Below are 3948 nucleotides of genomic sequence, written 5' to 3'. Positions count from 1 at the left end.
GTAGCTTCTTCGAAAATGTTTATTTTTAAATCATCACCCATTTCTGACATTGCGTCAACTGTAATGTTTGGAAATTTTTTACCTACTAAAGACATAATAATTATTTTTATAAGTTAATATTCGATTGTTTTAATTTTCTAGTACAAATGTAAGGGAGTAAAATAATATAATGTATTAAATATAATTATTGTTTTTTATTTTACTATAAGTGTTTCTTATAGTTTTATTTTTACACTCCTCTAATTATTTTTTGAGGTCTCTATCAAAAAAACATTTTAAAGATATAAAGAAAAAGCCAATTTTTAAAATTGGCTTATGTTATATAATTACTAATTTATTTTTTTATTAGTCGTCTTATTTTATAATCGAAGGCTGCATATAGTAAAGTAACAAATGGACTTAGGTAATTAAAAAAGGCATATGGTAAATAGCTTAAAGTAGGAATTCCCAAAACTCCTGCATGATATGCACCACATGTATTCCATGGTATTAATACAGAAGTTACCGTTCCGGAATCTTCTAGCGTTCTACTTAGGTTTTCAGGAGCTAGTCCTTTCTCTTTATAAGCATCTGAAAACATTTTACCAGGGACTACAATAGATAAATATTGATCAGATGTTAAGATATTAATCGCTAGACAACTTGCAACTGTGCTAGCAAATAAGCCAAATATGCTGTTGGCTATATTTAATAAAGCTTTTGATATTTTCTGTAATGCACCGATAGCCTCCATTGTTCCACCAAAAAGCATAGCACATAGAATTAGCCAAACTGTGTTTAGCATACTTGCCATTCCTCCAGCTTCAAATAAACCATTTAGACTTTCTAAAGGGGATGCAATACGGATATCTGTTGTAAGGGCTAGCATGACACCTTTATAAGCATTATATAGAGTTAACTCTGTGCCTCCTGCAACTGCAGCTACTACTTCTGGTTGAAAAATTAGTGCAAAAACAGCTCCTAGTAAGGTTCCAATTAGTAAAGCTGCAATTGATTGTACTTTTTTAACGATTAGAAAAATTACAGCAATAGGTACTAAAAATAACCAAGGAGTAATATGAAAGGTATCTGCAATAGCATCCAATGTTTCTTGTGTATTTATTTCTCCAGAACCTGTGTGCATTAATCCTAAAACAATAAATAGAAGTAGAGTAACTACATAGGTTGGTACTGTTGTTAGTAACATATATTTTATATGGGTAAATAAATCTGTTCCTGCCATTACTGGTGCTAGATTTGTTGTATCTGATAGTGGCGATAATTTATCTCCAAAATAGGCTCCAGATACAACTGCTCCTCCTACCATTCCAAGGGGCATTCCTAATGCATTTCCTATCCCTACAAGTGCAATACCTACAGTTGCTGAAGTAGTCCATGAACTACCCGTAGCAATTGAAATTACTGATGTAATTAGTAAACATGCAGGTAAGTAAATAGAAGGGTGCAAGATATTTAATCCATAATAGATCATACTAGGAATAATACCACTTAATAGCCAAGTTCCTGATAAGGCTCCCACAAGTAATAAAATAAATATAGCCCCCGTGGTATCTCTTACATTTTTAGTTACTTGATCTAAAATTTTATCATAAGAAACATGATTGTAAAGCCCAATGCCTGTTGCTATTGCTCCTCCAATAATTAAAATAAATTGATTCGTGCCAGACAAGGCATCGTCCCGGAATACAAATACATTGATAGCTAATAATCCTACTAATAAAATAACGGGAATTAGCGATTGAAACAATGTGATTGGTTTTTCCTTTTTTTCGTGTGTCTGGCTCATTTAACGCTCATTTAAATTTTTAATTGAGTGCGAAATTAAGCAAATAATTGTTTTTTGAGTTTTTTAAAAGAAATAAAGTTGTTTGATAGGGCTTGTAATAAAAAAACAGGATAGATAGAAATCTCTATTTATCCTGTTTTAATTATTTTATATTCAACTATTATAATTTTGTGATAGTAATACTGTAAGGCTTAGCTCCATAATTTGCTCCTAATCCTATTTCAAATGCATCAGATCCTGCTCCAGTCCCAGCACTCGTTTTAGTTCTACTAAAAGCTAATGATAATTTATCTCCTTTTTTTAGTTTAACGGTTGCAGTGGGGAGATTAATTAAGTTTGCTTGACCACCTGTTAGTACACTAGTTATTAATGGTCTTGTGCCTGCGATAACTGTATTGTTGCTATATAATTTAGCATATATAAAAATTATGTTGTTTGATGGAATAACAATTTTTTGCGAAGCTGTTTTAGGTTTTCCATTAGTAGTACTTACATCAGGGAAGTTTACAGTAATTTCATTAGAAACTTCTTTCGTAGAAATATAAACGTTTAAATAAGTATTGATTTGATAAGTTCCGTCATCTTGAATTTCTACTGTATTATTATCAATTTTTAGTCCTAAGTTATTTAGGTAAAAATGAGAAGAAAGCATAGGTACATTTATATCAACATTTCCTTCATTAAATTTAGCTCCATTTGCTTCAGTTGCGGGTAAAATATTAGAATTATTAGCCACTAGGACTGTAGTGGAAGCGGTTGGGGCTTCTGGAGCAACAGTGCCTATTAGACCTGTCTGATCATCTACATAAAGAGGTTTTATATGTCCAGCATTTTCCATATAGCCTGTATCTCTTACAGTTAATTTTCCATTTACATCTAATGTCGTGCGAGGAAGGTCTGTTGCAATACCAATTTTTTCCTGTGCAATCCCTGAATATTGCAGTAATAACATACCAGCAATTAAAATAGTCTTTTTCATACTTATAGGTATTAATGTAATTTTATGTGAAAATATAAAAAATATTTTAATTTTAAGTTAAAATTTGTAGTTATTATTTTATATGTGTATAAAATAATATTGTAAAAGTTGATTGTTTTACTTTGTAAGGATACTTTTATAATTAAGGTTTACTTAAAATAAAGTATAAAGCAATTAAATATTTAGTTTTTTTTACCTTTTCAATTTACCTTTGCACAACTAAAACAACAACAATATGATAGTTCGTAAAAAAAAAGCATATACTTCAAATGCTTTTTATATGGAAAGGATCTGTCCTAAAAAAAATATATCCAACATTAATTGCAATTTTTATATTTTCGTGGTTAGTTTATTTTTTACATTATAGTTTCCCAGAGGTAATTATTCCTTTAAATATTGGTGCTTTTGCCTTAATAGGGATTTCATTAGCAATATTTCTTGGGTTTTGTAACAGCGCAGCTTATGATCGCTATTGGGAAGGCCGTAAGCAATGGGGAAGTTTAGTGATACACACCAGATCTCTAGCTTTTCAGATACAAAATTATATAGCAGAATCTCCTGAATTTACAAAGGAAGAAAAGAAAGAGGGGATTCGATTAATTATTGCTTTTTGTTATGTTTTAAACAAGCAGTTACGTACGAAATATGACTTTGAAACAGTAAAACAATACATTAACGAAGAGGTTTATGAAGAAATGTTGACAAAACGATTTAAACCTGCCTTTTTATTACACCAATTGACAAAATGGCTTGCTGCTCAACACAAGGCAGGGAGAGTGGATTCAATTACCTTAGCGCGCATTGATCAAAATGTTGATCAACTTTCAATTGTGCTTGGGGCATGCGAGCGAATTGTACATACGCAAATTCCTTTTGTTTATTTTATTATTCTGCATCGTACTGTATATATATATTGCTTTATCTTACCTTTTGGATTAATCGATTTAATCGTTTGGGCTATGCCATTTTTTGTAACATTTGTAGCCTATACATTTATAGCTTTAGATGCCGTGGTATCTGAGATTTCTGAACCTTTTGGAGAGGAAGAAAATGATTTGGCACTTGATCAAATGTGCGCAAATATTGAATATTCGTTAAGTGAAATTTCTGAAATTCCTGTTCCAGTTATTTTAGTTCCTAATGATAATTATATGGTAACTTAAAACTAAGTGTTTGTAGTAAA

Annotated in this window: 3 protein-coding genes and 1 pseudogene; 1 reads left to right on the top strand and 3 read right to left on the bottom strand. The window is 31.0% G+C overall.

The window, feature by feature from the left end; all coding sequences use genetic code 11:
- The 3 genes and pseudogenes from RH98_RS15695 to RH98_RS14760 form a co-directional block, all read right to left on the bottom strand.
- A pseudogene (locus RH98_RS15695) lies at positions 1-95 on the bottom strand (peroxiredoxin); the annotation flags it as partial.
- Between the two features lie 239 nt (positions 96-334).
- Positions 335-1786 (bottom strand): Na+/H+ antiporter NhaC, encoded by a 1452-nt coding sequence (gene nhaC, locus RH98_RS14765; protein WP_010257203.1) that lies wholly within the window; start codon positions 1784-1786, stop codon positions 335-337.
- A gap of 160 nt (positions 1787-1946) precedes the next feature.
- Positions 1947-2765, bottom strand: a complete 819-nt coding sequence (locus RH98_RS14760) for a hypothetical protein (RefSeq protein ID WP_010257199.1) — start codon at positions 2763-2765, stop codon at positions 1947-1949.
- 260 nt (positions 2766-3025) lie between these two features.
- Here RH98_RS14760 and RH98_RS14755 point away from each other — a divergent pair, with 260 nt between their 5' ends.
- Positions 3026-3928: a bestrophin family protein gene (locus tag RH98_RS14755; protein ID WP_262491734.1), complete on the top strand. Its 903-nt coding sequence runs from the start codon at positions 3026-3028 to the stop codon at positions 3926-3928.
- Positions 3929-3948 lie beyond the last annotated feature (20 nt).

The organism is Myroides injenensis M09-0166 (assembly GCF_000246945.1).
Classification (GTDB): Bacteria; Bacteroidota; Bacteroidia; order Flavobacteriales; family Flavobacteriaceae; genus Flavobacterium; species Flavobacterium injenense.
This window is presented reverse-complemented; position numbering and strand designations above follow the sequence as displayed.